This is a genomic window from Cohnella rhizoplanae, from assembly GCF_948329515.1.
GTDB lineage: Bacteria > Bacillota > Bacilli > Paenibacillales > Paenibacillaceae > Cohnella > Cohnella rhizoplanae.
Genome location: NZ_CAOJCN010000021.1, coordinates 1 through 22758, shown reverse-complemented (window position 1 = coordinate 22758; position 22758 = coordinate 1). Strand labels below are relative to the sequence as shown.

General features: G+C 61.9%; 22 protein-coding genes and 1 rRNA gene. 4 read left to right on the top strand and 19 right to left on the bottom strand.

The genetic code is table 11. The features are described from left to right. Window positions 1–107 precede the first annotated feature (107 nt). The 4 genes from gltX to PQG80_RS23025 all read right to left on the bottom strand — a co-directional run bounded on the left by gltX (window position 108) and on the right by PQG80_RS23025 (window position 4250). Complete coding sequence (gene gltX, locus PQG80_RS23040; protein ID WP_271754008.1) at window positions 108–1592, bottom strand: glutamate--tRNA ligase; 1485 nt, start codon at window positions 1590–1592, stop codon at window positions 108–110. Between the two features lie 27 nt (window positions 1593–1619). Continuing rightward, window positions 1620–2099: a 2-C-methyl-D-erythritol 2,4-cyclodiphosphate synthase gene (gene ispF / locus PQG80_RS23035; RefSeq protein ID WP_271754007.1), complete on the bottom strand. Its 480-nt coding sequence runs from the start codon at window positions 2097–2099 to the stop codon at window positions 1620–1622. Next, window positions 2096–2800, bottom strand: coding sequence for a 2-C-methyl-D-erythritol 4-phosphate cytidylyltransferase (gene ispD / locus PQG80_RS23030; RefSeq protein ID WP_271754006.1), 705 nt, complete (start codon window positions 2798–2800; stop codon window positions 2096–2098). The genes ispF and ispD overlap by 4 nt, the downstream gene beginning before the upstream one ends. 346 nt (window positions 2801–3146) lie before the next feature. Further along, the gene (locus PQG80_RS23025) at window positions 3147–4250 is read right to left on the bottom strand and encodes a PIN/TRAM domain-containing protein (RefSeq protein WP_271754005.1); all 1104 of its coding nucleotides are present in this window, start codon (window positions 4248–4250) and stop codon (window positions 3147–3149) included. A 276-nt stretch (window positions 4251–4526) separates the two neighbouring features. Here PQG80_RS23025 and PQG80_RS23020 point away from each other — a divergent pair, with 276 nt between their 5' ends. Then, window positions 4527–4922 carry a DUF1573 domain-containing protein gene (locus PQG80_RS23020; protein WP_271754004.1) on the top strand — a complete coding sequence of 132 codons (396 nt, stop codon included), beginning with the start codon at window positions 4527–4529 and terminating at the stop codon, window positions 4920–4922. Between the two features lie 105 nt (window positions 4923–5027). Here the strand turns inward: PQG80_RS23020 and pssA are convergent, their stop codons facing one another. The 12 genes from pssA to PQG80_RS22960 form a co-directional block, all read right to left on the bottom strand. Next, complete coding sequence (gene pssA, locus PQG80_RS23015) at window positions 5028–5768, bottom strand: CDP-diacylglycerol--serine O-phosphatidyltransferase (protein WP_271754003.1); 741 nt, start codon at window positions 5766–5768, stop codon at window positions 5028–5030. Between the two features lie 144 nt (window positions 5769–5912). Further along, entirely contained in the window at window positions 5913–7007 is a 1095-nt protein-coding gene (gene disA / locus PQG80_RS23010; RefSeq protein ID WP_432432800.1) for a DNA integrity scanning diadenylate cyclase DisA, read from the bottom strand. Between the two features lie 14 nt (window positions 7008–7021). Next, entirely contained in the window at window positions 7022–8392 is a 1371-nt protein-coding gene (gene radA / locus PQG80_RS23005; protein WP_271754002.1) for a DNA repair protein RadA, read from the bottom strand. Between the two features lie 156 nt (window positions 8393–8548). Next, window positions 8549–9694 carry an ABC transporter permease gene (locus tag PQG80_RS23000; RefSeq protein ID WP_271754001.1) on the bottom strand — a complete coding sequence of 382 codons (1146 nt, stop codon included), beginning with the start codon at window positions 9692–9694 and terminating at the stop codon, window positions 8549–8551. Between the two features lie 2 nt (window positions 9695–9696). Continuing rightward, window positions 9697–10815 carry an ABC transporter permease gene (locus PQG80_RS22995; RefSeq protein WP_271754000.1) on the bottom strand — a complete coding sequence of 373 codons (1119 nt, stop codon included), beginning with the start codon at window positions 10813–10815 and terminating at the stop codon, window positions 9697–9699. A gap of 13 nt (window positions 10816–10828) precedes the next feature. After that, entirely contained in the window at window positions 10829–11764 is a 936-nt protein-coding gene (locus PQG80_RS22990; protein WP_271753999.1) for an ABC transporter ATP-binding protein, read from the bottom strand. A 122-nt stretch (window positions 11765–11886) separates the two neighbouring features. Beyond that, on the bottom strand, window positions 11887–13008 hold the full coding sequence (locus PQG80_RS22985; RefSeq protein WP_271753998.1) for a sensor histidine kinase: 1122 nt from the start codon (window positions 13006–13008) through the stop codon (window positions 11887–11889). A 9-nt stretch (window positions 13009–13017) separates the two neighbouring features. Beyond that, window positions 13018–13662, bottom strand: coding sequence for a response regulator (locus PQG80_RS22980; RefSeq protein WP_432432802.1), 645 nt, complete (start codon window positions 13660–13662; stop codon window positions 13018–13020). Between the two features lie 203 nt (window positions 13663–13865). Continuing rightward, complete coding sequence (clpC, locus tag PQG80_RS22975) at window positions 13866–16334, bottom strand: ATP-dependent protease ATP-binding subunit ClpC (protein ID WP_271753995.1); 2469 nt, start codon at window positions 16332–16334, stop codon at window positions 13866–13868. Between the two features lie 39 nt (window positions 16335–16373). Continuing rightward, complete coding sequence (locus PQG80_RS22970) at window positions 16374–17438, bottom strand: protein arginine kinase (protein WP_271753993.1); 1065 nt, start codon at window positions 17436–17438, stop codon at window positions 16374–16376. A gap of 12 nt (window positions 17439–17450) precedes the next feature. Next, the gene (mcsA, locus tag PQG80_RS22965; protein ID WP_271753992.1) at window positions 17451–17969 is read right to left on the bottom strand and encodes a protein-arginine kinase activator protein McsA; all 519 of its coding nucleotides are present in this window, start codon (window positions 17967–17969) and stop codon (window positions 17451–17453) included. A gap of 52 nt (window positions 17970–18021) precedes the next feature. Beyond that, a complete protein-coding gene (locus PQG80_RS22960) occupies window positions 18022–18480 on the bottom strand; it encodes a CtsR family transcriptional regulator (RefSeq protein ID WP_271753991.1) in 459 nt (152 codons plus the stop codon). A 265-nt stretch (window positions 18481–18745) separates the two neighbouring features. Here PQG80_RS22960 and PQG80_RS22955 point away from each other — a divergent pair, with 265 nt between their 5' ends. Next, window positions 18746–18880: a hypothetical protein gene (locus tag PQG80_RS22955; RefSeq protein ID WP_271753990.1), complete on the top strand. Its 135-nt coding sequence runs from the start codon at window positions 18746–18748 to the stop codon at window positions 18878–18880. A gap of 86 nt (window positions 18881–18966) precedes the next feature. Here PQG80_RS22955 and PQG80_RS22950 read toward each other — a convergent pair whose 3' ends face one another. Both PQG80_RS22950 and PQG80_RS22945 read right to left on the bottom strand, forming a co-directional pair. Further along, window positions 18967–20145 carry a GNAT family N-acetyltransferase gene (locus PQG80_RS22950; protein ID WP_271753989.1) on the bottom strand — a complete coding sequence of 393 codons (1179 nt, stop codon included), beginning with the start codon at window positions 20143–20145 and terminating at the stop codon, window positions 18967–18969. Between the two features lie 36 nt (window positions 20146–20181). After that, complete coding sequence (locus PQG80_RS22945) at window positions 20182–21597, bottom strand: MFS transporter (protein WP_271753988.1); 1416 nt, start codon at window positions 21595–21597, stop codon at window positions 20182–20184. Window positions 21598–21721: 124 nt separating this feature from the next. Here PQG80_RS22945 and PQG80_RS22940 point away from each other — a divergent pair, with 124 nt between their 5' ends. Together PQG80_RS22940 and PQG80_RS22935 are read left to right on the top strand one after the other, a co-directional pair. Continuing rightward, window positions 21722–22039 carry an ArsR/SmtB family transcription factor gene (locus PQG80_RS22940; protein ID WP_271753987.1) on the top strand — a complete coding sequence of 106 codons (318 nt, stop codon included), beginning with the start codon at window positions 21722–21724 and terminating at the stop codon, window positions 22037–22039. Between the two features lie 103 nt (window positions 22040–22142). Next, window positions 22143–22571, top strand: coding sequence for a VOC family protein (locus tag PQG80_RS22935; protein WP_271753986.1), 429 nt, complete (start codon window positions 22143–22145; stop codon window positions 22569–22571). A 91-nt stretch (window positions 22572–22662) separates the two neighbouring features. Here PQG80_RS22935 and rrf read toward each other — a convergent pair. Beyond that, window positions 22663–22758 (bottom strand): 5S ribosomal RNA (gene rrf, locus PQG80_RS22930); the annotation flags it as partial.

Genomic DNA, 22758 nt, shown 5'->3' with positions numbered 1-22758 from the left:
GAAATAAGTTCCGCTATCCGGCCCCGACAGCTCACTGCCATCATGCGAATAGCGGTGAAAAATCCGCGGTTCAGCAGCAACCCTGCCGCCAACCGCCGTGTCCAGGCTCAGCCGAGCGACGCGGCCGTCTCGCGCAGGCGCGCCAGCGCGCGCTCGCGGCCGATCAGCCAGATCGTGCCGTTCAGGTCCGGCCCGTGTATCTGCCCTGTCAGCGCCACGCGGATAGGCATGAACAGCCCTTTGCCCTTGGCGCCGGTCTCGGTCTGCACCGCCTTGATGAGCGCCTTCATGCCCTCGACCGTGAAACCCTCGTCGCCAGCCGCCTCGATCTGCCGGGCGAAAGCCTCCAGCACCGTCGCCACCTGCGGATCGGCGAGCACCTCGCGCGCCTCGTCGTCGACTTCGACCCGCTCGCGCACGAATAGCTCGGACAGCGGCACGATCTCCGCGCCGAAGCGCAGATGCTCACGAAGCAGCGTCACGAGCGCCGCGGCCCAGGCCATCTCCCGTTCGTCCGGCTGCTCGGAGACTCTGCCCGCCTTCTTCAGATGCGGCAGGCACAGCTCCAGCACGCGCTCAGGCGACGCGTTTTTCATATAATGCTGGTTGATCCAGTTCAGCTTGGCCGTATCGAACACGGCCGGGCTCTTGGACAGCCGCTCGGCCTTGAAGATCTCGATGAACTGCTCGCGCGAGAAGATCTCCTCCTCTCCCTCGGGCGACCAGCCCAGCAGCGCGATGAAGTTGAACAGCGCCTCCGGCAGGTAGCCGAGTCCGTCATATTGCTCGAGGAACTGGACGATCGACTCGTCGCGCTTGGACAGCTTCTTCCGGCTCTCGTTGACGATCAGCGTCATGTGGCCGAACACGGGCGGCTCCCAGCCGAGCGCCTCGTAGATCATCAGCTGCCGCGGCGTGTTGGTAATATGGTCTTCGCCCCGCAGCACATGGCTTATCGCCATGTGGTGGTCATCCACGGCCACGGCGTAATTGTAGGTCGGGATGCCGTCGCGCTTGACGATGACGAAGTCCCCGAAGTCCTCGGAGCGGAACGTAATCTCGCCTTTGACCAGGTCGTTAAAGGTGTACGTGCGTCCTTCCGGCACGCGGAACCGGATCGCCGGTATGCGGCCTTCGGCGACGAGCTGCGCCTCTTGCTCGGCCGTGATATCGCGGTACTTGCCCGAATAGGCAGGAGTCTCGCCGCGCGCGAGCTGCTCCTCGCGCTCCGCCTCCAGCTCCTCCTCGGTCGCGTAGCAGCGGTAAGCGAGGCCGCGGTCCAGCAGCTGCTTGGTGAATTCGTCGTAGATATGAAGGCGCTCCGTCTGCCTGTACGGACCGTAATCGCCGTGGCGATCCACGCTCTCGTCCCAATCGACGCCGAGCCACTTGAGATACGTCAGCTGACTCTCCTCGCCCCCGGCGACGTTGCGCTTGACGTCGGTGTCCTCGATGCGGATGATGAAGTCCCCGCCGTGATGGCGGGCGAATAAGTAGTTAAAAATAGCGGTGCGCGCGTTGCCGATATGCAAGTGACCCGTCGGGCTCGGCGCGTAGCGAACCCGGACCTTGCCGGCCGGTAGATTAGTCATGTCCATGCACCTCCACAGTTAGCATCGTTAATCTTGCTTGACCAGCAGCACGACCGCCTGCGCCGCGATGCCCTCGCCGCGTCCCGTGAAGCCCAGTCGCTCGGAGGTCGTGGCCTTCACGTTCACCTGGTCGGCCTCCGCCTCCAGCGTCCGCGCGATTACGTCGACCATCGCGGGGATATGCGGCGCCATCTTGGGCGCCTGGGCGATGATCGTCGCGTCCGCGTTGCCGAGCCGGTAACCCCGCCCCTTGGCGAGCGCCCACACCCGCTCCAGCAGCTGGACGCTGTCTGCGTCCTTGAAGGCTGCGTCCGTATCGGGAAAATGCTTGCCGATGTCGCCCAGCGCCAGCGCGCCGAGCACCGCGTCGCTGATCGCGTGGAGCAGCACGTCGGCGTCGGAGTGGCCCAGCAGTCCCTTTTCGTATGGAATATGAACGCCGCCGATGATGCACGCACGCCCCTCGGTCAGCTGATGCACGTCAAAGCCTTGTCCCACTCTAATCATCTGATTCGCTCCAGTCCGTCCCGCCGGCGCCGCTCCAGCAGCAATTCAGCGATGGGCAGGTCCTCCGGCGTCGTAATCTTAAGGTTCGAATAATCGCTCTCCACGATCGCCACCTTGCGGCCCAGCCGCTCCAGCAGCATCGCGTCGTCCGTCGCGGTGGCGCCCTCGCGCCTCGCACGCTCGTGGGCGTCCATCAGTTCCGCGCGGCGGAACGCCTGCGGCGTCTGGACGGCCCACAGCAGGCTGCGCTCCGGCGTAGACACGATCATCCCGCCGCCGTCCGACAGCTTGATCGTGTCCTTGACCGGCACCGCCAGCGCTGCGGCACCCCGCGCCGCAGCGGCCTCGCAGCAGGCCGCGATCCGCTCCGGCGTCACGAGCGGCCTCGCCGCGTCATGCACCAGCGCGCCCTCGGTCCGAAGCGCCGCCAGCCCGGCATACACGCTGTCCTGCCGCTCGGCTCCGCCCGCGATCACGCGCGTCACCTTGCGCAGTCCCAGCTCGCGCGCCAGCGCCTCGGCCGCGGCTTCTTCGCCCGCAGCGGCGACGACGACGATCTCGGCGACCGCCTCGCACGCCTCGAACGCCTCCAGCGTATGCGCCAGCACCGGACGCCCGGCCAGCGGCAGGTACGCCTTGTTCACGTCGGCGCCCATGCGCTTGCCCCGTCCCGCCGCGACGATGACCGCTCCCCAGTCCATGTGCACGCCCTCTTTCGCTTGGCATGACCGCGGGCGGACCCAGCCCGCATCCGTCCGCGATCGTGAAGAAGGACGGGACCCCAGCGGGTCCCGCCCGTATACCCTTCCATCATACCCGGTCGGCGCTTATTTTCCAAGAGGGAGCGGGACAAGCCCGGCCGCTGCGGATTGAGCGGCCGCGGCGAATCGCCCGGACGCATGGATAGAGCGATCGCGGCGAATCGCCATTACGCGGCAGATTGAGCAGCCGCGGCAGTTTATGCAGCCTCAGCGAATCGCCACTACGCGGCGGCTCGCGCATTCGGCCGGTCTAGCTGACGCCTCAGGATAGCCGGCGCAGGACGTCCTAGAGCGCGCGCTCGAGCAGCTTGGGCTTCGCGAAGATCATGCGGCCCGCGGACGTCTGCAGCACGCTCGTGACGAGTACCTCCATCGTCGTGCCGATGAAGTCGCGGCCGCCTTCGACCACGATCATCGTGCCGTCGTCGAGGTACGCGACCCCTTGGCCGTGCTCTTTGCCGTCCTTGATGACCTGCACGACGATCTCTTCGCCCGGCAGCACGACCGGCTTCACGGCATTCGCCAGGTCGTTGATGTTGAGGACGGACACGCCTTGCAGCTCGCACACCTTATTCAGGTTGAAGTCGTTGGTGACGACCTTGCCGCGCATCGCCTTAGCCAGCTTCACCAGCCGGCTGTCGACCTCGCCGGTCTCATCGCCCGGATCCTCGTAGATCAGTACCTTCACGTCGAGCTCTTTTTGAATTTTGTTCAGGATGTCCAGCCCCCTGCGGCCGCGATTGCGCTTGAGCAGGTCCGACGAGTCGGCGATATGCTGCAGCTCCTCCAGGACGAACTCGGGGATGACCAGCGTGCCCTCGATGAATCCCGTCTTGCAAATGTCGGCGATGCGGCCGTCGATAATGACGCTGGTGTCCAAAATCTTGTGTTCCTCGTACCTGGGCGAAGCCTCGGCGGCCGGTTCGGGCTTGCGCCGTTCCGCGCCCCAGCCGGATACCTCCTCCTGCTTGCGCAGGCCGATGTGCGTTCCGGCATACGCGAACGCGAGCGCCGCCGACGCCGAGAGCAGCGCGCCCACGCGCGGCACGGCGCCGAGATACGGCATGAGCAGCATCGCGAGGATGAGGCCCGTGCCGCCGCCCGCGAGCCCCGCGAGCAGCTGCGCGGCCGGCATGCCCGCGAGCCTGTCTACGCCCTTGCGCAGCAGCTCGGACAGCGCTCCCGCGCAGGCCGTCGCGATCAGCAGCCCCAGAACGGCGCCGATCCAAGCGGAATAAGCGCCGATGCCGCCGCCGTACGCAGCCGTGCCGAGCGCGCCACCCATCCAGGACGTCCGGCTGCCGGGCGAGCCCGCCGACGACGCGAATCCTTGTCCGATCGCGAGGCCTGCCAGCAATCCGAAGGCTTGAATCAGTCTTTTCATCAACATAAGAATCACTCCCAAGAATAACCTGATTTGCTACCAGTATGGTCCAAAAATTCGAGAGTTAATCGTCATGGAGATGGGAAAGAACGCCGATTTCCGAATGTGAAATTCGCTGTCCGCGTCTCCGAGGGCTGCTCCCCGGGGGACGGAAGTCCGGAAGGAAGAGCGGAAGTCCGTGCAGAGCCGATGCTCGTGAACGCCGGATTGCTTTGTAATACCGGACGCCTTGCACTATAATATGGCTAAGCAACGCCAATACGGGCAACCGAGGTGGATGGAATGAGCGCGCCAACGCTGCAGGAATTTCAGCAGCAGGTCTCGGAGCTGTTGCTTCGTCACCGCAGCTTGCTGGATGTCATGACCAAGTACAGTCAATCGAACGCTTCGGTCAACCGGGCTGTGTCCAAGTCCATCACCGAATGCGGGTGTATCGAGCTCAGCGCCAGGCAGCAGGGCTTCACCCCCGAACTGGAGCTGGACGAGGCCAAGCGTCAGACCAAGTCCCATATGGCGGGCGAGCTCTGCGAGCAATGCGCCGACATCATTCGTTCGGAGATGGGCAAGAACCTGTTCTATCTGTCCGCTTATTGCAATCTGCTTGGCGTCAACCTGGATGAAGTCGTCACCAAGGAATCTGAGAAATGCAGCACGCTCGGCTGGTTTAACCTGACCTAGATCGGGAGACCGTCGCGGCAATACAAAAAAGCCGTCCTTCGCCTTATCGGCGAGGGACGGCTTTTGCGTTCATGGAGGCGGCCTGCGGAACCGGCCGGGGACCGGCTACGCGCCGCGGCGCGGGCGCTCCTCTTTATTGCGCCGTTTGCGGCGCAGGCGCTTGTAGGCGCCGGAGAACAGGCGCTCAACGTTTTTTTTTAAGCCCCAGAGCGCGTACAGCAGCAGCATCACGAGGATGAAGTTGGGGATCGCGCGGGGGAACATGAACGCCAGGATGACCGCGGCCGCCACGACGAGCGGCACGGCCCAGATCGCGGCCTTGGGCAGGCCGAGCTTCTTGAAGTTCGGGTACTTCAGGCTGCTGACCATCAGGAAAGACAGCGCCAATGTGGCTACGAGCAGCAGATAAACGTGCAGATCGTTGTGGAAGAGGGCGAGTGTCGCCAGCACGCCTCCGGCCGCCGGTATCGGCAGGCCGATAAAGTAGCCGGGAATGCCCTCGATCACGTTGAAGCGGGCGAGCCGCAAGGCGCCGCAGATCGGGAAGATGGCGGTAATGATCCACGCGAGCGCCGGATTGACGTCGATGAAGGCGGCCTGATACATGATGAAGGCCGGCGCGACGCCGAACGAGATGACGTCCGACAGCGAGTCGAGCTCCTTGCCGAACTCGCTCTGGACGTTCAGCGCCCGGGCCACCCGGCCGTCGAGACCGTCGAGCAGCATGGCGATGATCACCAGCAGCGCCGCGCCGTCCGCGCGGTCGTTAAAAGCCAATATGATCGATACGACGCCGAGAAACAAATTGCCTATGGTGAACAAGTTCGGCAGTGACTTTGTAAACATTGGTTTTCACCTCTACTTTACTATACCCGATCGGACCGATCGCCAACGCTTGGACGGCATGGCCCCTGCCGGGCTAGTCTAAGAGCCGGCTGCGAGCGGATGCAGATATCGTCTCCGCAGGCAACATTCCCCATTGTATGACGCCTATATCTGTCTGTCAATGAACACCTGATCCCGGATGCGCTGCAGTCCGTCCCGGATCGCGCGGGCGCGCACCTCGCCGATGCCGTCGACTTCGTCCAGCTCCTCGATCGAAGCCTGGGCGATATGCGTCAGGGCGCCGAAGCGCTCGACGAGATTGTGGATGATGACGGCCGGCAGACGCGCGATCTTGCCGAGGATCCGGTAGCCGCGTGACGGCATTCCCTCTTCGGCTACGGCGCTCAGCGACAGGTAACCGAGCAGGCGGATGATCAGCACCGTATCCAGCAATTCCTCGGAACTCAGCTTCTTCAGCGCGTGCTGGATCTCGCGGATGCGCTCCTCGGAGGCGTCCTTGGCGTAGTCCTTGAGCAGCAGCCGCGCTTCCTCTTCGGCGTTGCCCACCAGCTCCTCCATCTGCATGTTGATCAGACGGCCTTCGTTGCCCAGCTCGAGCACGTACCGCTTGATCTCCATCCGGATGCGCAGCACCATCTCCGCCCGCTGCAGCGCGTAGACGACCTCGTGCATCGTGACCTGGCTCTCGAACTCCAGCGCCGACAGGTCCGTCAGCGTCTGCGTATATACCGCGCGGTACCGCTCCAGCGTCTGGATCGCCTGGTTCGCCTTCGTGAGGATCACCGCCATGTCCTTGAGCGCGTAGCGCAATTGCCCTTGGTACATCGTGATGATGTTGCGGCGCTGGGAAATGGACACGACGAGCTTGCCCGTCTGCTTCGCCACGCGCTCCGCAGTGCGGTGCCGGATCCCCGTCTCGATCGAGGAGATGGAGGGGTCCGGAATGAGCTGCGTATTGGCGTACAGGATCCGCTTGGCGTCCTCGCTCAGGATAATCGCGCCGTCCATCTTGGCCAGCTCGTACAGGTAGTTCGGGCTGAAGTCGCAGTTGATCGAAAAGCCGCCGTCGACGACCTCCATCACCTCCGGGCTGTAGCCGACGACGATAAGCGCCCCCGTCTTGGCGCGCAGCACGTTCTCCAGCCCGTCGCGCAGCGGCATGCCGGGCGCGACCATCTGCAGCAGCTGGTTCATCACATCCTGCTGCTCGCGTTCTTTGTCTTTGATCTCCTTCGTCACGCTATCCGTACCCCCTATTCCAATGCCGCCTTGAGCGCTTCGGCTACCGACTTGACCGGGACCAGCCTGATGCCGGCCGGCGGCTGCCATCCCTTCATGCTCGCCTCCGGCAGAATGACCCGCTTGAAGCCGAGCTTGAGCGCCTCCTTGACGCGCGTCTCGGCGCGGGAGACCGCCCTCACCTCGCCGGTGAGCCCCACCTCTCCGAACACGACGTCGTCCGGCTTGGTCGGCAGGTCGCGGAAGCTCGATGCCAGGCTGACCGCCGCGGCCAGGTCGGCCGCCGGTTCGTCCAGCTTGATGCCGCCGGCGACGTTCACGTAGGCGTCCTGGTTCTGGAAGAACATGCCCATCCGCTTCTCCAGCACCGCGATGACGAGCGAGATGCGGTGATGGTCGAGACCCGAGGACATGCGGCGGGGCGACGGAAAGTGCGTCGGCGCGACGAGCGCCTGAAGCTCGACCATCACGGGCCGCGTCCCCTCCATGCTCGCGACGACCGTCGAACCGGATACCCCGAGCGGACGCTCGGTCAGGAACAGCTCGGACGGATTCGACACCTCGCGCAGACCGTCCTCCGACATATCGAAGATGCCGATCTCGTTGGTCGAGCCGAAGCGGTTCTTGACCGCCCGCAGCAATCGGTAGGAATGATGCCGCTCGCCTTCGAAGTAGAGGACGCAGTCCACCATATGCTCGAGCAGGCGCGGACCCGCGATCGCGCCTTCCTTGGTGACGTGGCCGACCAGCACGGTCGCGACGCCCCCCTGCTTGGCGATGCGCATGAACTGGCCCGTACACTCGCGCACCTGCGCGACGCTGCCCGGCGCCGAAGGCACGTCCGGACGGTATACGGTCTGAATCGAGTCGATGACGAGAAAGTCCGGCTTCACTTCCTCGATCGACTGCTCGACGAGATCGAGGTTCGTCTCGCATAGGACGAACAGACGCTCGCTCAGCGCGCCCAGCCGGTCGGCGCGAAGCTTGGTCTGACGCACGGATTCTTCGCCGGATACGTACAGCACGGTAAGGCCCTGCCCGGCGAGCGTATTCGACGTCTGCAGCAGCAGCGTAGACTTGCCGATGCCCGGGTCGCCGCCGACGAGCAGCAGCGAGCCCGGCACGAGCCCGCCGCCGAGCACGCGGTTGAGTTCGCCGTTGCCCGTCGGGATACGCGGTTCCTTGCCGCTTTCTATGTGTATGATGGACTGGGCCTTTTCTTTCGTCCGGGTCAGCTCGCTGCTGCGGCCGACGTTCGCCTTCACGACCTGCTCCGCTTCTTCCACCATCGTGTTCCATGCGCCGCACCCCGGGCACTTGCCCATCCACTTGGGCGATTCGGTGCCGCATTCGGTGCAGACGAACTTGATTTTCAGCTTGGCCATGGGATTCCCTTCGTCATTCGCTAGTTATAAGAAGTGTATCATACTTGCATTACCCGGTTAAAGTCCGCCCCTCCCCGAAGCGCAAAGATCCGCCGCAGGGACAATCCTGGCGGCGGAACGGAGGAAAGGCATCGGAGCGTCGCGAACGCGGCATCGTTAAACGAAGGTTCTCGTATCGTTGTTGCGGCTGAACCGGAAGATCGCGATCGCGGCGAAGGCGGCGGCAAAGGCTGCAAGGATCAGCAGGTTCATATACAGGCTGCCGAAGCTGTCGCCTTGCTGCAGGCGGTTCACCGTGTCGAGCAGCCAGTGCTGCGGCAGGAATGCGCCGATCTTGCGGATGGCATCGGGCATGATCTCCATGGGGAAGTAGCAGCCCGCGAGCAGGCACGTCGGCGTGATGATGAGATTTTGCAGCGCGCTCGATTGGCCTCTGGACTTGGAGAGCGAGACGATGAGGAGCGAGAGCGCGATCGCTCCAATGCCGAAGAGCACCAGGGAAAACGCGAGCTGCATGATCGGCACGCCGGAGTCGATATCCAGCACGTATCGCATGAAGCACAGCGTGAGCGCGGTCTGGAACACCATGGCGACGACGTTGACCGCGACGTTGGCCGCGACGTACGACTTGGCGGTGACGGGCGAGGAGAGCAGTCGCAGGAACGTGCGATTCTCCTTCTCCCGCAGGATCATCTCCGACATATTGACGGCCGAGAACATCATGAAGGCGACCAGGAAGCCGAGCGATTGGTAAGTCGTGTCCTTCACGTTGGACGCATCGGTCAATTGCTCGCGGCTGACCTTGAAGCTGCCCTTCGTATATTCTCCGTAAATTTGTTCGAAACGCGCCTCGTCTCCCTTCGCTTGGGCGGCGATCGAGGCGACGTTGTTCAGATAGCCGTCCAGCATCGCCTGGACGTAAGCCGTCACCTGCGCGCCTTTGACGGACAGCAGCTCGAGCTGCATCGGCTTGCCCGCCTTGAGCGACTCGCCGAATCCCGGCGGAATCACGATGCCGGCATCGAGCTTGCCGGCCGCGATCCGGTCTCTCAGATCGGCATCCGACGTATCCGTCAGCTTCACGCCGTCGAGCGCCCCGACGAAGGCGGCGACGTCGCGGCCGACGGCATCCGCGCCGTCTTGCTGTACGATGCCGATGCTAAGGCCGGTACCGCCGGTCTGGCCGTATAGGCCGGCCGACAGCATCACGCCGGCGACCGGCAGCAGGAACAGGATGATATTCGACCGTTTGCGGAATGTATTGCGCAGCGTATGCGCCATAAGCCAGAGGATCGTTTTCACGGTTAGATCGTCTCCCTTCTGCGGATCAGGAACATGCATATGGCGAGCAGCACGGCAGCGCCGGCCAGGTTATAGCAGGCTGCCCATAGGGCGGCCGAGGTATCGCCGCCGAACACCGTCTGCATGACGCCCGAGTTGTTCCAGCGAAGCGGAGAATAGTAGGATATGGCGCCGATGAAGCCGCCGAAATCGTCCACAGGGAAGTATGCGCCGCCTACAAACGAGGCGATCTGAATGAAGATGAGCAGGAACGATTGCGACGCTTTGTTGCGGAAGATCATGCCCGCCGCGAGACCGAATCCGACCGCCATCACGACCTCGGTCAGCAGGACGAGCAGGACATGCCCCGGATGATCGCCCCAGTTCGCGCCGAATGCGAAGTGGCTGAGCAGCATCACCGCGACGATGAATATGGCGTTGATGACGGTGCCGCCAAGCACCTTGCCCGCGAAGATCTCGGTCTTGGACACCGGCGCGGCGGACAGCCGGACGATCGTATGGCGGGAGCGCTCGCTCTCGATCAGAGAGGCGCTGCTGAGCGCGGCGTACAAAGCAATCATCGTCGTCATCGCGATCGCGTAGTAGTCCATGGAATTGGGCTTGCTATCCGGCGTGAGCGAAGAGGTCTTCACCAGTTGTACGGACGTCTGCCCGGCATCGCTTGCCGGGGATGAGGCGCCGGCGTTTGCGTAGGCCGCCACGAGATTGTAGCGGTCTGCGAAGGATGTCAGCATCCCCTGCAAAATATTGCTCTCGATCGTGCTCCGGCTGTTGTCGTAGAAGTCGATGCCCTGGTCGGAGACTTCGGCGTACGCCGCGTACTGCGCTTCCTTGACGGCCTGTTTGCCGTCCTGTCCGGGAGGGAGCGCCTCGATCGTGACTCCGCTCTCTTCGGCTGCATCCGCGAAGCTCTGCCATCCTGCGGCGAGCGCGGGGCTGGCCTGGTCGATCTTGTACGCCATCTTGATATCGTCGATCTCCACGCTGCCGGAGAAAGCGTTGGACAGCGCCAGCCCGAGGATGAGCATAAGCGCGATCGGGAAGGCCAGCATGAAGATAAAGGTGGATTTATTGCGGAGCGCCGTTACGATCTCTTTTTTTGCGATATGCAGCGTGTTCACGCGCGTGTCCCCCTTAGTCTCTCAGATTCCGGCCGGTCAGCGTCAGGAATACCGTCTCCAGGTTCGGCGCCTGCTCCTCGACCGCGCGGATCTCCATGCCGTCGCGGATGAGCTGCTGGACGATGTCGTTCAGGTTGCCGATCTCGGCGCGGGATTGGATCTTGATCCGCTGCTCCTCGATCCGGACGCTCAGGACGCCGCGAATTTCCTTCAACTGCTCCTGATTCAGCCCCTCGACGCTCTTCACGTCGATCCAGATTTCCTTGGAGTCGGTGATGATCGCCTTGAGCTGCTCTTTGGTGCCGTCCGCGATGATCTTGCCGTGGTCGACGATGGCGATGCGCGTGCAGATCTCTTCGACTTCCTCCATGTAGTGGCTCGTGTACAGGATCGTGCAGCCCATGCGGTTAAGCTCCTTGACCGATTGCAAAATGTAATTGCGAGAGTGCGGGTCGATGCCGACCGTCGGTTCGTCCATGATGATGAGCTTCGGCCGGTGCGCGATCGCGCAGGCGATGTTAAGCCTCCGCTTCATGCCGCCCGAGAAGTTCTTGGGAAGCTCCTTCTGCTTGTCGCCCAGTCCGACGAAGCTCAGCGCTTCCTCGACCCGCGCCTTGAGCTCGCCGCCTCTGAAGCCGTACAGTCCGGCGAAGAACCTTACGTTCTCATACGCGCTCATATCCTCGTAGATGGCCAGATCCTGCGGCACCATGCCGATGTTCATCTTGGCGAAGTGCGCGTTCTTCGCGATGTTTTTGCCGAGAAACTTGATCTCGCCCTTCGTCGGACGGAGCAGCGAGGCGATCATGCTGATCGTCGTGCTCTTACCCGCGCCGTTGGCGCCGAGGAAGCCGAAGATCTCCCCTTCCTTCAGGGTAAGAGACATATTGTCCACCGCCGCGAAGTCCCCGAACTTCTTGGTCAGTCCGCCGATCTCGATAATATTCATCGCGCATTCGCTCCCGTCGTTCATTTGATGCTCTAATCATAAAGAAAAAGGACGCCCTTATGTCAGTGCATAAGTTCACCCTTTAACATGAGAAATCTCATATGATGCGTTCATGAGAATCGTCATGAACCTGCGCGGACGGGGAGCAGCGTCGTCACGCTGAAGCCGCGGGAGCCGTCCACGATGATGGTGCCGCCTTCCGCGGCCGAACGCTCCTCCATCCCGACGATGCCGAGCCCCTTGACGACCTTGTCCGCGCCGCGGCCGTCATCCCGCACGACGGCCTTGACGAATTTGTTGAACACGATCACCTCGACCGCGATCGACTCGGCGCCGCTGTACTTCAGCGAGTTGGTGACCGCTTCGGTAACGTTCGCCTGAATGATGCGCCACTGCAGCTGCGTGATCGCATCCAGATCGCCGGCGTAGTTCAGGGTCGCCCGTATATCGTACTTCGCCGACAGCTCGTCCACGAACAGCTGCAGGCGCCCGATGCCCAGCTGCTCGGCAGGCGGCTTGGTCTGCTTCAGCGTCAGCCGGATGCGCTCCAGCCCTTCCTTGGAGATGACGATCGCGTTGCCCAGCAGTTCCTCCGCCTTGGTCCGGTCGGCGTCCAGCAGGCGTCTGGCAGCCTCCATCTGGATAAGCGCCCCCGCCATCGAGTGGCCGACCTCGTCATGGATCTGCTGCGACAGCCGGCCCCGTTCCTCCAGCTTGATCGTATACTCGGACTGGCGCGCATACTCCTCGTTGTCCGCCAGCGCCCGGGTCAGCCTGCGCGCGTCCTCCTGCAGCTTGTCCCGCTCTTCTTCGCGGAGGGCGAGCCTGGCGTGCAGCCTGTTAGTGGAGATATAGAGCATGAAGCACATCGCGGCGGTCAGCGCGTACAGCGGCCGGTCCTCCGCAGGCAGCAGCCATGCGGCCGCGATTAGCACGGCCGCAGTCTGCCAAGAGACGGCGCCCAGACCCGCAGCCAGCTCGTATAGACTCGGGACGGCGAGCAGCAGGAACAGCGGGTGCAGCTCCAAGGCGCCGTAGACCGCGAGGGCGGCGGACAGCGCATACAGCGCGAGCGACGCCTTCTTGAAGCGCCGCATGGGCGGAATGCCGAAGCTCAGACACAGGTAGATCAACAGAACAAGCATATAAGCCGGACGGAACGACGCATCGTGAGGCGTCGCGTACAGCATATATCCGATAAACAGCAGCAATGCGGATTTGCTTCCGAGCAGCCACAACTCCATCGTCGCCTCTTACTCCTCTTCCGGCACGCGTGCCTCGCCCGTTAGGTAGTAGATCGCGATCTGCGTGCGGTGCTCGAGGCCGGTCTTGTTCAGGATCGAAGTAATGTAGTTGGCCGTCGTGCCCTCGGAGATGAACAGCTTGCGCGAGATCTCCTTGTTCGACAAGCCGCGGGCGATCTGCTCCATAATGTCGAGCTCGCGCTCGGTGAAAAGACTGCGGTCGATCGCTTCGCCGGGCCGGGCATAAGGTGCGGCCGGTACCGGCTGTTGCTGCTGCGGGGCGGCGCTCTGCGCGAGCTGCGCCTTGATTTTGTCCAGCACGACGTCCTGAAGCACGTCATGGTTGTTGTGCACGCTCTTGATGGCGTCGCGGATCCGTTCGGGATCGTTATTTTTCAGCAGGTAGCCTCTGGCTCCCGCCTTGATCGCTTCCAGAATATATTCATCGTCGTCGAACGTCGTCAGGATGAGCGGCTTGGTCGTCGTATGGGCGGCGATGAGCCTCGCGGCCTCCACCCCGTTCATGTTCGGCATGCGCACGTCGAGCAGCGCCACGTCCGGCGCTTGCGCCTCGCAGAAGGCGGCGGCCTGCGCCCCGTCCTCCACGGTTCCGACCACCTCGAACTCCTCGAAGCTCGACAGGATGATCTTCATTCCTTCGCGGATAAATGAGTTGTCGTCGGCGATCAGCACCTTGATCGGCAAATCCTTCCACCTCGCTTTAGTCTAATTCGATCATACGCGTTGCGCGTGCGGGGCGCAATCGGCAAGAGGGAATATCTCCGGTAACGCAAAAAACGCCGGCAGGACGACTCTAAACGAGTGTCCCGCCGGCGCGGATAGGGCATACGATCGGATTAAACGTTGTTCTTGACGGCTTCGCTCTCTTCGGGAGACGACGGCTTGGTGTTGTTCACGACCAGCGCGCCTTCCTTTTCGTCGATCTCGAGCGAGTCGCCCTTCGAGATCTTGCCGAGCAGCAGTTCCTCGGACAGACGGTCCTCGATATGCTTCTGGATCGCCCGGCGCAGCGGACGCGCCCCGTAAGCCGGATCGAAGCCTTCCTTGGCGAGGAAGCTCTTGGCCGCTTCGGTCAGCTCGAACTTGACGTCGTGCTCGACGAGGCGCTTCTTGAGATCGTCGGCCATGAGCGTGACGATCTGCGCGATGTGCTCTTCGGCGAGCGGGTGGAAGACGATCGTCTCGTCGATCCGGTTCAGGAACTCGGGGCGGAACGACTTTTTCAGCTCGCCCAGCACCTTATCCTTCATGTTGTTGTAGTCCTTGCCCGCATCCTGCACGGCGGTGAAGCCGAGCGAGGAATTGCGCTTGATCTGGTCGGCGCCGACGTTCGACGTCATGATGATCAGCGTGTTGCGGAAGTCTACCGTACGGCCCTTGGAGTCGGTCAGACGACCGTCCTCGAGCACCTGCAGCAGCACGTTGAACACTTCGGGATGCGCCTTCTCGATCTCGTCGAGCAGCACGACCGAATACGGCTTTCGGCGGACCTTCTCGGTGAGCTGTCCGCCTTCGTCGTAGCCGACGTATCCCGGAGGCGCGCCGACGAGACGGGAGGTCGAGTGCTTCTCCATGTACTCCGACATGTCGATGCGGATGACCGCGTTCTCGTCGCCGAACATCGCTTCGGCCAGGGCGCGCGCGAGCTCGGTCTTGCCGACGCCCGTAGGGCCCAGGAAGATGAACGAGCCGATCGGACGCTTGGGATCCTTGAGTCCGGCGCGGGAACGGCGCACGGCGCGGGCGACGGCCTTGACGGCTTCTTCTTGGCCGATGACGCGGTCGTGCAGGATGCTCTCGAGCTTGAGCAGGCGCTCGGTCTCTTCCTCGGCCAGCTTGACGACCGGGATGCCGGTCCAGCTCGCGACGACCTGGGCGATATCGTCCGGCGTCACCTCGGAGTCCGTGCGGCCTTGCTTTTCCTTCCACTGATTCTTCGTGGAGTCGAGCTCCTCGCGAATCTTCTGCTCGGTATCGCGCAGCGCTGCCGCCTTCTCGAATTCCTGGCTTTGCACGGCCGCGTCCTTCTCCTTACGGATATCCTCGAGGCGCGATTCAAGCTGCTTGAGGTTCGGCGGTACCGTGTACGAGCGCAGTCTTACCTTGGAGCTGGCCTCGTCGATGAGGTCGATCGCCTTGTCCGGCAGGAAGCGGTCCGTGATATAGCGATCGGACAGCTTGACCGCGGCTTCGATGGCATCGTCCGTGATCTTGACCCTGTGATGCGCCTCGTAGCGGTCGCGCAGGCCGTTCAGGATCAGGATCGCTTCTTCGGGCGACGGCTGGTCGACCGTGATCGGCTGGAAGCGGCGCTCGAGCGCGGCGTCCTTTTCAATATATTTGCGGTATTCGTCGAGCGTCGTGGCGCCGATGCACTGGAGCTCGCCTCTCGCGAGAGCGGGCTTCAGGATGTTGGACGCGTCGATCGCGCCCTCCGCGCCGCCGGCACCGATCAGCGTGTGCAGCTCGTCGATGAACAGGATGACGTTGCCCGCTTGGCGAATCTCGTCCATGATCTTCTTCAGGCGGTCTTCGAATTCGCCGCGATACTTGGTACCTGCGACGACGGAGCCCATATCGAGCGTCATGACGCGCTTGTCGCGGAGCGTCTCGGGGATCTCGTTGTTCACGATCCGCTGCGCAAGGCCTTCGGCGATCGCCGTCTTGCCGACGCCCGGCTCGCCGATGAGCACCGGATTGTTCTTGGTCCGGCGGGAGAGCACCTGAATGACGCGTTCGATCTCCTTGGCGCGGCCGATGACCGGGTCGATATTGTTGTCGCGGGCGCTGGCCGTGAGATCGCGGGCCAGGCCGTCAAGCGTAGGCGTGCTGACGTTGTTCGAAGGGCCGTGGTTCTGCGACACGCTCTCGCTGCTGCCGAGGAGCTGCAGCACTTGCTGGCGCGCCTTGTTCAGGCTGATGCCGAGGTTGTTCAGCACGCGGGCCGCCACGCCCTCGCCCTCTCGGATCAGGCCGAGCAGGATATGCTCCGTGCCGACGTACGTATGACCGAGCTTGCGCGCTTCGTCCATCGACAGCTCGATGACCTTTTTCGCGCGCGGCGTATACGCGATGTTCGTCGGCTGCTCCTGGCCGCGTCCGATGAGGGACTCGACCTCGTCCTGGATCTTCTCGAGACCGAGACCGAGCGCGATCAGCGCCTTGGCGGCGATGGACTCGCCTTCGCGGATAAGACCGAGCAGAATATGCTCCGTACCGATGTTGTTGTGTCCCAGGCGCACTGCTTCTTCCTGTGCCAATGCAAGAACCTTCTGTGCGCGTTCGGTGAATCGTCCGAACATCATGAGACAGCACCTCCTCCGTATAATATAAGAATAGTTGATTTAGGCATGAGTTGCCAGTCTGGACGAGATCATTTGGGCGCGGGTCATGTCCCGCTGATCCGAATCGAGGGCCTCGCCGTACGCCTGCTGCAGGAATCCCGGCTGAATCGAGACCAGCAGCTCGTTCAGCATTCCCTCGTCCACCTCGGGCAGCAGGCCCAGATGAACGCCGAGCCGCAGGTCGGACAGCCGCTGCGAGGCTTCCTTGGCGTCGATCATCGCCGCATAGCTGAGGATGCCGAACGAGCGCTTGACCCGATCCTCCACCTTCAACCTGGAATCGCTCATCAGCCTGGCCCGCGCCGCCTTCTCGTGCTCGATGATCTGGCGGGCGACCGCGTGCAGATGGTCGATGATCTCGCTCTCCGACTGACCCAAAGTGATCTGGTTGGATACTTGAAACAGGTTGCCCGTCGCCTCGCTGCCTTCGCCGTATACGCCTCTGACCGCCAGGCCGACCTGCGTGACGGCCGACAGGATCCTGTTGATCTGTCCCGTCATCACGAGCGCGGGCAGGTGCATCATGACCGATGCGCGAATCCCGGTGCCGACATTGGTCGGGCAGCTGGTCAGAAATCCGTGCTTCTCGTCGAACGCGTAGTCGACGGCTTCCTCGAAGATATCGTCGATCTTGCTCGCGGTATCCCAGGTCTCCTTGAGCTGGAATCCCGCATGCAGACATTGAATGCGAAGATGGTCCTCTTCGTTCACCATCAGGCTGATGTCCTCGCCGGGACCGAGCATCAACGCCCCGTGTTGGGCATGGTTGGCCAACGCCGGGCTAATCAGATGCTTTTCGACCAGCACCTGCTTCTCCAGCTCGCTCAGCTCCGTCAGACGCACGCTGCTGACTTCGCCCAAGCCGCTCAGCCTGCCGCTCTCTCCGACTTGGAGCAGACGCTCCATCGCTTCCACCGATTGAGCGGCGGAGGCCATCATCGGAAAAGGCAGATGACGCAAGTTGCGGGCGATGCGGACCCGGCTGCTCAGCACCACGTCGCGATCGGGCGCCTCCCCCTTCATCCAGGGGCTCAGCGCCTCCGCGGTATATTTCCGATTACCCATGTGCTCTGCCCCCTAACCGTTCTGGACTTCGCGCTCAAGCTCGCGGATGCGGTCGCGCAGGTCGGCCGCGGACTCGAAGTCCTCGCCCTCGATCCGGCTCTGCATCTCTCGCTTCAGCCCGTCGATCTCGCGCCGCAGCCTCACCAGCCCGCCTGCCCGCTTCGGCACCTTGCCGACGTGGACCGTATTGCCGTGCACGCGCTTCAGCAGCGGGTCGAGCCGCTCCGCGAACTGCTTGTAGCAGCGCGCGCAGCCGAACCGGCCGAGCTTGCTGAATTGACCGTAGGTCATGCCGCAGCCTTCGCAGCGCAGCGTCTGGGCTTGCGCCTTGGCGCCGGAGAGACCGACGGGATCGAAGTCCATCAGACCGGAGAGCAGATTATGGATGGAAAAGCCGGAGGACGAGCCCGGGATGAGTTCTCCCTTTTCCCTGGCGCAGGCCTCGCATATATGCAGCTCCGTCTTTTCCCCGTTTACGTATTTCGTAAAATGAAGCGTAGCCGGCCTCTGGCCGCACTCCTGGCATAGCACCTTAATCTCCTCCCCGTAGCGTCGATGATTCGCGGTTATCTTCCGGCTGGGTCTACCGGGCCAGAAGCGCCAGCAGCATGACCCGCATGAGGTTCGACCTCAGCTCGTCCTGCAGCGGCTGCTTGAGAGGAAGCGCCTCCGGCGACAATGCGGTTCGCATGAGATGCGCCTCCCGGACGGTGACGATCCCGGCCTCCTCGAGCTGATAGATCAGTCCGTTCGCCTTCGTCTCGTCGATTCGGGTACCCGTGCTCTGAAGGAGCAGACGCTGCACGGCCTCGAGCGACGGCAGGTCCACGCGCTGGATGCGGATGTAGCCGCCGCCTCCCCGTTTACTCTCTACACTATACCCCTTTTCAAGGGTAAATCTGGTGCTGATGACGTAATTGATCTGCGAGGGCACGCAAGAGAACTTCTCCGCCAGATCCCCCCGCTGGATCTCGATCGATCCCGCGCTGCTCTGCAATATCTGCTTCAGATAGTGCTCGATCAGATCGGATATGTTGCGCATAGCAAGAGCCTAACCCCCTTTCCGGAGAACGGCTTTGACATCTGACTTTGACTTTCTTTGACTATATCCATATTATACGCGCTTTATTTGAAAATGCAACCCCGCTCGCACGAGCGCTTGAGGTTCGCCGATCACGGCATTCTGATCATCAGTATGCACCAAATACGGGTCATTTAACGACGGCCGCCGAGCTTCCGGATTTTACTTCCCGCTCCTTCCCGTTTCATATACATTAGGAATATATCCCACAAGGGCGGTGTTTGCCGTGCAATTCGTAAACTTCATCCTGCTCGTCGTCGCGATCCTTCTTCTGCTGCGCATCAATGCCAAGCTTCCAGGCAAGGATCCCGTCCAAGAAGCGGTCGATCGTTACGAAGCCTCCAAGGGGCGGAAGCCGTGACGCGCCGATTAAAGCACAAAACCGAGCCGCCGCGTGGGTGGCCGGTTTTGTGATTGGTGCGGATAGGCGCGTGTGTCGATAATCAATTAGAAAAAATCCATCAGAAACGTGCGATAACGCGGAATACGGCGTTCCAGCGTATCGATGGCAGCACGTTCCGCGTTCAGCCTGCCAGCCGCAGACAGCAGCCCCGGGCGACGTCCGCCCAGCAGCAGCGCGGTCAGCGTCTGGGTGTCCAGGATCGCCGCAGCCGGGGCCGAATCGGCTCCGGCTTCCTCGACTCGGATAAGTATCGCCTCGCCGTCCGCTTGGAAGATCAGGCGGAACATGCCTTCGTTCCATGGAGCATGAACGTCCGACAGCCGGACTAGGATCTCCTCTGCTGCACCCGCCGCGAACCTGTACTTCGAGACGAACGCTTCCGCGTCGACGATGCGCGACATGAAGTACGGCTGCAGCTCCTGCTTGAAGCGGGGATCCGCGACGAGAAACGGCAGCGGGTCGTCCGCCGATACCGTCATGAGCACGCGGTCGATCATCGAGTCGTGATTGCGGACGAAGTTCCACAATCCGCCGCGGGCGTCCTCGGTCTGCGCAACCCACTCCAATACCGTCATGACCCGGTTCTCCACCTGATAATGCAGATAGCCTTCCGGCTCGCCCTGCGCATTGCGGTACACCGCCACCAGGCCCGGCGTGTTCCAGCGCTTGCGCGTCCACCATTCCTCCGTCCGGTCCAGCGTACCGGTATAACGCGCAGCTACCTTTGCATATACGTGCGACACAACGGCCGTATCCGTCCCGATTCGCTCGACGGTGCCCGCAACGTCGCTTTTTCCAGGGAAGTGATGCGGCTCCAGCTCGTATTTCTTGCGCTCCACCGTCATCTCCCAGCCATACTTGCGGTAAAAGGAAAACGCGAACGGATGCAGCATGCTGACGGTCTGCCCCTGCTCGCGCATTTCCCTGAGCGCCTGATGCAGCAGGCGCGACACGCATCCGTGCCTTCGGGCTTCCGGCCAGGTCGCTACGCCGGCGACGCCTCCCATGCTCATGCTGGTACCGTTCACCCAGACGCGCAGCGGGAGGAGGATTAGCGCCGACAGCAGCCTGCCCTGCTGATCGAAGGCGCCGATATGCTCTGCGGGGCGGAAAAACGCGAGTTCCTCTTCACGCCTGCGCTCGGGCATCTTGAATTGAAACGCAAATTCGGATAAAGCGATCCGCTCGTCGAAATCCTCGAGCGTCAGGTGACGAATGTGCATGCGAGCGCTCAACCCCCTTCTTGCTATTACTATAGCTTAAGGGCGATCGGCTTGCACGGCGGGAGACAACGCGGGCTTCGCGCCTCGGCCGCGAAGATAGAGGTACGCGCAGCCCAGCGACAGCAGGACGACGACGGCCAGCCCCCAGTAGATGTTGCTGTATGCTTCCTTCAGCGGCAGGCTCTTCTGCCAGTCGATCGCGCTCGCGGACAGCGCGACGCCGAATGCGCCGCTTACGAATTGCAGGAGCTGGAACAGCCCCATGCCCGAGCCGATCTGCGAAGCGGGCAGCAGCCGCGACATCTCGTTGGAGATGCTGCTGGTCATGAACGTGAAGCCGAGACTCAGCAGCATGTAGATCAACAGGATCGATACATACGACGTACCGGACAGCAGCGCGAATAAAACGACGGACAGCAGGATCAGCAACGGGATATAACGGATAATCGCCGCGTTGCCTCTGCGGTCGATGATCCCGCCGACCTTGCGCGACATGAGGAGCGCCAGCAGCGAGCCGGGAAAGATCACCAGACCGGACTCGATCGCGCTGAGGCCGTGGAGATGCACCAGAATCTGCGGCAGCAAGAACAACGTCGCGAAGCTGGAGAGGTAGGCCGCGACGCCGACGGCGCTTAGCAGCAGGTACTTGCGGTTCCCGAACAGCGCGGGCAGCACGAACGGATTCCGGGCCGTGCGGATACGAGCCGCGAACAGAATGAGCGCCAGCGCGCCGCCGGCAAGCATGTACCATTGATGGTTCGTCAAGAATAACAACAGTCCCGTCGTGCTGACGGCGGCCAACAGCGCGCCCGGCAGATCGAGCGAACCGGCGCCCTTGCTTTCCTTAGGCAGCACGATTGCCAGGATAGGCACAAGGATCAGCGTCAGCGCGCTGACCGCGAACAGGAAGTGCCAGCCCAGGTATTCCACGACCGCGCCGCCTACTACCGGACCCAGACCGAGACCCAGCGATGCGGCAGACATAATGATGGCCATCGCGGCGCCTCTGCGCTCCACCGGCACATACCGGCTGATAAGCACCAGCGAGAGCGAGGGAATCGCGCCGGCGCCGGTCGCCTGCACGACCCGTACGATCAGCAGCATCAGGAAGCTGTTCGCGAACAGCCCGACGATAGCAGCCAAGCTGAAGAGCAGCAAGCTGATTACGACAAGGCGCCGGATCGGCACGTAGTCCGACAATCGGCTGTACGTAATCGAGGCAATCGCGAATACGATAGAATAGCCGGTCACGATCCATGAAGCGCTCGACGGCGACAGCGCGAAGGCCTGCGTAACGTCCGGCAGAGCCAGATTGAACATCATCGTATTCATGATGACCAGTACCATCGCCAATCCAAGTATGAGCGTCGCGACCTTCTCCGACTTAAACGTCGGAATATCCGTATTCGCAGCTACGCGGTTCGCTGTATTCACAGCATTGCTTGCGTTCATGTCATTCATCTCCAATCATTTATTTTCAATGTTTTATTGTACTATGATTATCGAACAATAGAAATATAACATCCATTATGATAAAATGCAATTACGAATCTAAACCAAAGGAGGGCTCCGCATCATGAAGCCTCTATTTCATCCAGATACGGCGGATATCCAGCTCTCTTCCGTCTTATATGCCCTTAGCGACCCTGTCCGGCTTATGATCGTATTCAAGCTCAAACAGGCCGGAGAACGAGCCTGCGGGGATATCGAATTGCCCATCGCCAAGTCCACCGTCACGCATCACAGCCGTACGCTGCGAGAAGCCGGAATCATCCGCACGCGGGTACACGGTACGCAGCGCATCCTCTCGCTTCGCGAGGACGACCTGGAGACGCGTTTCCCCGGCCTTCTTAACTCGATTTTGGCATCTTACGAGGATACAGTCGAAATTTAATGTGCACGCAGCAAAGATCAATGACAACACTTGTCACCATTATCCGTTAGGCTCGTCTTAGAGGTGCTGCCTACCTCAATTCAAGCCTAGGAGTTGAGTTAGAATGAGCGTGCAACTTGTTCCTTTTGTAATGTTGGACGGCCGCGCCGGCGAGGCGATCGATTTCTACGTCACGGCACTAGGCGCGGAGGTCTCCTTCGTGCAGACGGTCGAGGCCGGCACGGAGGATCCCGGACAGCCTGAGACCGATTCGGCGCAGCGGCGTATCGCGCACAGCGAGTTAAAAATCGGCGACGCTCTGTTGATGGTCGCCGATTGCGATCCGGGCAAGCCCGCGCGAGAAGGCGATCTGCTCACCATATGTATCACGACGCCCCATGCCGAGCAAACGACCCGTATTTACGAGGCGCTGAAGGAAGAGGGCGAGGTCAAGGTTCCGCTTGGCGCCTTTCACTTCAGCCCTGCCTATGGCGTCGTGAAGGACAAGTTCGGCGTCACCTTCCAGTGCTTCACCTCCAGGCGTCGCGTTTAAGATCTCTTTTGGCAACGTCTGAACATTCTTTTCCGCACACAACGAAAAGAACCACCCTCCGAAGAAGGTGGTTCTCTTGTGCTGCTTGTCGGCCTGGCGGCGTCCTACTCTCCCGGGACCCTGCGGTCCGAGTACCATTGGCGCTGGAGGGCTTAACGGTCGTGTTCGAGATGGGTACGCGTGGGAC